This window comes from Bacteroidales bacterium, assembly GCA_031275285.1.
Lineage (GTDB): Bacteria > Bacteroidota > Bacteroidia > Bacteroidales > UBA4181 > JAIRLS01.
The window spans coordinates 1-5,783 of record JAISOY010000112.1; the positions used below are offsets into that span (position 1 = coordinate 1).

General features: G+C 38.7%; 3 protein-coding genes. All 3 read left to right on the forward strand.

The features are described 5' to 3' along the window. On the forward strand, nucleotides 1-3,091 hold a 3,091-nt coding region (locus LBQ60_11895), incomplete at its 5' end, for a hypothetical protein (protein MDR2038615.1). A 12-nt stretch (nucleotides 3,092-3,103) separates the two neighbouring features. Further along, nucleotides 3,104-4,141 carry a hypothetical protein gene (locus tag LBQ60_11900; GenBank protein MDR2038616.1) on the forward strand — a complete coding sequence of 346 codons (1,038 nt, stop codon included), beginning with the start codon at nucleotides 3,104-3,106 and terminating at the stop codon, nucleotides 4,139-4,141. 136 nt (nucleotides 4,142-4,277) lie between these two features. Beyond that, a complete protein-coding gene (locus LBQ60_11905; GenBank protein MDR2038617.1) occupies nucleotides 4,278-5,714 on the forward strand; it encodes a hypothetical protein in 1,437 nt (478 codons plus the stop codon). Nucleotides 5,715-5,783: the final 69 nt, after the last annotated feature.

The following is a 5,783-nucleotide window of genomic DNA, read 5'->3' on the forward strand; positions in this document are numbered from 1 at the left end:
GCCACAGGGGAAAAGCGATGTGGTGGAAGCGACCATAGAGATTAACAACGGCGATATAGACCCTGAAAAGGTAATTTTTAAAACGCCCGGGGGTACTGAATTCAAGAGCGAATACCAAATCGGGGTATACACCATTAATCTTATAGGCGGCGAAGCGGGCGACGGACAGGAAATATATGCGGTCTATCCCTCCCCCCTGGGGGGAGCCGGAGGGGGCTTTCTGAACTTCGGTAAGTTGGGCGTGGTTTCCTACAGGGAACAGGCATACAAGGCAATCATTGTTCCGGTAAACGATACGGAAACAGACTTGTCCGCCATAAGGCAAACCCTGAAAGAGATATATGGTCCGGTAGGTATTGCCTGGGAAGTAAGCGAAGAAAAAGGATACAGCTATTTCGGGGAGAACAAATTCTTTGAAAAGAACAGCGGGTTACTGAGCAGTTATACGGAAGAAATGCGGAAAATGAATGCAGATTTCGCCGGTAACTACAAAAACGGGAACATTGATGCCACGGCCAATTATGTATTTGTACTGAAATACAGCGGCAGCACGATGGAACGCGATGCTGCGGGTTTTATGCCGCGTGGCGGACAGTTCGGATACATCTTTACAAAGGATTTTCAGAGCGACAAGGAAATACTCAATACCATTGCCCATGAACTGGGGCACGGACGGTTACTGCTGAAACATACCTTTGATAAGGATTATGGTATTACGCAGGGCGTTACCGACAACCTGATGGATTATTCCGGCAAAACCCACCTGGCCAAATGGCAATGGGACCTGCTGAGCGACCCGGGAATAGCGCAGGGTGTATTTGACCGGGATCAGGACGGGATGAAAGCCGGGGAATTTGCCATTGAGTCAAAGAATATTCCCGCAAAAGATGGTATATACCTTACACCTGCAGGAAAACCAATATGGCTGAGCGAATTGGCAAACATCGAAATCATCCGCCCGGTAGCTGAAAATGAAGATGTTTTAAGTACTGTGGTAAATGTGGATTATCTTAAAGAAGCGGTCTACGGATTTGTCCGGAATGAAAACGGAAAGGAAGAGCGCTACTTCAGTCATATAAAAGGAAATAAATTTGTTGGCTACTACAAAACTAGCAATACAGGAAACTATATTTATTATACTGAGCCGAATGAGCAAGGTAAACCGGATAACATGGCATCCTATTTTAAAGAAGGAGGAAATGTACAAACAAGAACATATTCATTACACCGGATCAATAATGGAAATATAACTACTGAAGAAGTAAGCAAATGGTGGTATTATCAGGACGATTGGACAAATTACAAAGGGGATGGCGAATTAGTCAAAAATATAGACTGTGGTTGCAAAACAATAGCAAAAGAGTATGAAAACTCCCCACTGAAACAACATGGATTAGGTGCGGTAATAGATAAGGATCCATGTGTGCTCAATACATTATATGGGTTCAATAATGGGGTGATGGTGATGCGATCGGAATGGATGAAAGACTTTGAAAAGGCCTTCGGTTTCCTGACCAATATTATTGTCGCTCCTGCTGTTGCTGAAATAGTAGTTGCCCCGATGCTGGAATCTTTGATTTCCCTGGTTATTGAACAAGGAAGTACATTGGCGAAATACCTGGTGAAAGACGAAGCAAAGGATGCGCTTGTAGGAACATTTATGGATATTTGTTTACAGGCTTCTATTTTCATGATTTTCGAAGACTTGTCTGCTGCTGAAGCGCTTAAAAAGGTCGATTTTGTCCAGGCTTTGGCAACAGGAGTGGAATCTGCAGCCAATAATTTCGGTTTATCGGCATTTGTCGTACCTATCTATGGAGTGCTCGTGGAAGACGGTAAATTTAATACCGACAGGCCATTGGATGAAATGTTTTCGGATTATGCCATCCAGTCTTCAATTACGATCATTGTCCAGGGGCTTGTTGAGAATAAAACCAATTTCTCTATTCTGGCCCGTAATGCTTTCAACAGACTGAAAATTATTTACAAAAGCAATCCTCAGAAATTCCGCGGAAGACTTTTGGAAATATTGGAGTCGTTACGGGATAAATTCGGGGTATCACACTATAATGCACCTGAACGGGCTGATGATCTTGTCAGGTATTTGGATGACGCTGCTACCGGGTCGCTTCAAAAGATTAAAAATTATACGGATAATCTCAGGAGCAGGCAATTTAACCGGTTAGCCGAAGCCATAGAAAAAATACCTGATGAGATCACACAAGTTCGTTTTATTGATGAATTGAACAGTGTAAGCTCCGGCAGGGTAGATGACCTGCTCCGGAAGATGAACCAAAATATTGATATGGTGGATGCTTGGAAGTATATCGGTCGTTCCGAAATGCGCCTTGATCCGGATATCCTCGAATCAACCGCGCGTATGATTAAGTCCCATCCAGATTTTACCGCGACACATAGTGAAATGATCAATCATATTTATCAATCCTTAGGCGAAGCACGTGCTGTTTGTAAAACATGCCCAGGTTCATTGGGACAAACACCCGACCTGCAGGTGGGTAATATGGAAGATATTATTGACAACCTGAACGATGCTATTTCAAAATACGCCGACTTACCGGGTTTTGCAGTTCCTGCAACGGGTTCGACCGAGACTTTCCTGAAAGAAATGGCGGAAAGCGGGAAAAAAGCCAAGGGAGGATCGTTTACATTGGATCTGCTAAAAAACAGGTTTAACGAATTATCCGAAAACGGACGGTATACACTGATCCGGTTTGAGGGAACGATTCCCGATATTGAAACCGGGCATAAATTGGATTTATATTTCGAAACACTAATGGGAGAAAGTAAATCGGTAGAAATTAAGAACTGGTCTACTGCCCGTATGGTTGGAGAAGAACAATTTTTGGCCTATATTAAAAGTGGAAAGCAATTTGAATATTATTTTAATGGTACAACAACGGAAATGAAAACAGTGTTTCAAAACCATTTCAGAAATAAGGTGTATGAGTGGTTAAATCCTTTAAATCCGGAAATAAATAATTTCAAAAAAATATTTGATGTAAATAATTTGGCAGAATTTGAACTCCTTGCGGAGAACCTAAATAGTAAAATGTATAATTTCATAAAATAAAAACTCAAAAATATGTTCTTTTTAAAAGAAAAATATAAAAATGGTAATGCATATTTATCGGATGCCATATATATGAGAGCGTCAAAGAATTATTTATGCAAAAAGAATAAAAAATTTGAAACCGAATGGGAAATAGTTAATAATAATATTTTTGATATTAAGTCTATTTCTGACAACATTCTAGTAGGAAGTTTCTCAGAATTAGCTTATATAAAGGAACGACGGTATTATAAGAATCAGATGTATCTTATGCATAAGAATACTGGAGAAATATTCGGGAACGAAATACCATTTGAATTTCTTTATGGAGAGAATAATACAATATATTGTTTGGAAAGAACCGAAAACTGTATGATTTTTACTAAGGGTCAATTGATGGATAATAAATACATTATTGAACAGAAGACCAATCTCCCTTTCATGGGATTTTGGGAATTAATAGGGGATAATTTTTTTTATATTCCTTTTGATATCATGGTGCAAAACCAAATAATAGCAATTGATATTCACACAGGTGAAGAAAACTGGCATTTTCATACGTCAAAACTTGGAAAAGGAGATCAGCCCGTTAAAATAATTTATGGTGTATATCAAGAAATACTGGTAGTAAATATAGGAAAATGGCATATTGTAGGGATTAATACCCAAACCGGTAAAATCGAATGGAATATAGATTTAGGTTATTTGGGATTAGTCCCTAATTCGACAAATGATATTTTGTATAGTTTGATTAGCAGTAGGTATACAGGGGGGCATTTTTTAGAGATAAATCCATGTACAGGAGAAATGGTTAAATATGGAATAGAAAAGAGCAAGGTACTTCTTGCCTCCCAAAGAAAAGATTTTATTTTGGTAGGAACACATATCATCACTACTGATGATCGTGATGGAAAAATTGGAGCATTCAACATATTAACCCATGAATTTGATTGGATATGGGAAGAAGAAGGAACATCTTTTTATGGGCAGATGAAATACTTTGATCCCTATCTATTTGTACAAAACAAGGACAATACATTATATGTGTTTGAAAAAGAGAAAAACAATTAAGCAGAAAAGGGACCTTTATTAAACCATAAATGATTACCGTTTCGGAATGCTGTGTAAATAATTATGTAACAAATAAAAGGATAAAAACATATTAAAAATAATCAACCAATCCAAATTACATTAAAAACAATAAAAAATGAAAAAATCTTTATCTTTAATCGTGTTTCTATTATGGGCGGTTTCATTATGTGCACAAATGCCCACATCCCGTGCTTTTTCCGTGCCTTCCATACAGGCTCCGCAAAAACCGGAATACGCCAATTATAAAACTTATGATCTTTATGTTTATGCAGAACAAGAAAACTTAGGTGAAATTTTCGATGGACGATATCCGGTATCTTTATACAGGATGAATCAGGATACCATCAATGGAGACCTGAAGATACTGGTCAGGTTAACATCCGTAACAGCTAACCGGACTTTTATGTCGAACGATACGGCCGTTGTGGATGTTTCATTTTCTGTTACACCTGTAGTCTATGATAAAGATGGAAAACAAATCTACCATGAAGCGATTCAATGTAATAATATAAAAGGCAAAAAAGCAGGCGTTAAAAAAGATGCGCTGAATACATCGAAGAATGAGTTGTTGCAGGACGCTCTCATCAATGCTTTACCCATATTATTGTCCGAATTCAAGAAACAATACCTCAATAACGAAGCCTATAAAAGGAGTTATTTGGTCGAGATAGCCAGGGGAAAGAATAATGAAGCCATAACCAGCCTGAACGATAGCATTACTGTTATTATTGCATCTGCTTCGGACATGAATTCGTTTGAGCAGACTATAAAAAGACAGGCAGACTTCTGGAATCATTATGCAACAGAATATACAGGACAGGAGCAGGCGATTATAAATAGTGTTGCTTTGTTTAACCTCATGCAAATGAATATTTTTCTTGGTAATGCAGATGCAGCCAGATCCTACGGAGAAAAAGCGACAGCATCAGAACTGCACAAATATTATAAAGGACAGATTCCTAAGATGCTGGAGAATCTTAAAAAAGTGCCGGAACCGGTCTCACATATCGTGTATACCCATGAGGACAACTATCGTTCCCAGGTTTCTATGGATCAACTTTTACGTGCTGAAAAATATTTCCCATTTTCAGGAAAAATAGCGATGAAAGACGGGTCTTCAGTTGAAGGACAGGGGTTGATCGAGAGGAAAAACATGAATGTAAGCGGCTCCTCCGGAATCGCAAGCCTGGATAAGGCGGATTATAAGGTAGAAATATTGTCGGATGGTAAGACCATCCAGTGTAAAATGTCTGATATCCTTAGCATAGAAGATGCTGAAAACAAATATTTATTGAAGTCGGGTAATCTTATCCGTACGGTTTATCGGAGTGAAAAAATTGAAGTATACCATCCTGTTTTTCCGAAAGAAACCAGTGTATGTTATTTTCTGAAACAAGGTCAGTCAGAACCTGAACACACCCCCCTAATAGGGGCCAGCAACTGGTTAAAGAAGTATTTCTCTGATTGCCCTGAGCTGGTTAAGAAAATAGATAAGAAAGAGTTGAAAGAACCGCTTGCAATGGGTAGCTATTATGGAGACGCTTGTCAATAAAATGGAAAATATCCTGAATAGTGCATCAACAACATACACTATCCAGGATATTTATCATATTTGAAATTG

Excerpts from the sequence above, each read along its gene's own strand:
- LBQ60_11905 (MDR2038617.1), top strand. The coding sequence starts at position 4,278 with ATGAAAAAATCTTTATCTTTAATCGTGTTTCTATTATGGGCGGTTTCA.
- LBQ60_11900 (MDR2038616.1), top strand. The coding sequence starts at position 3,104 with ATGTTCTTTTTAAAAGAAAAATATAAAAATGGTAATGCATATTTATCG.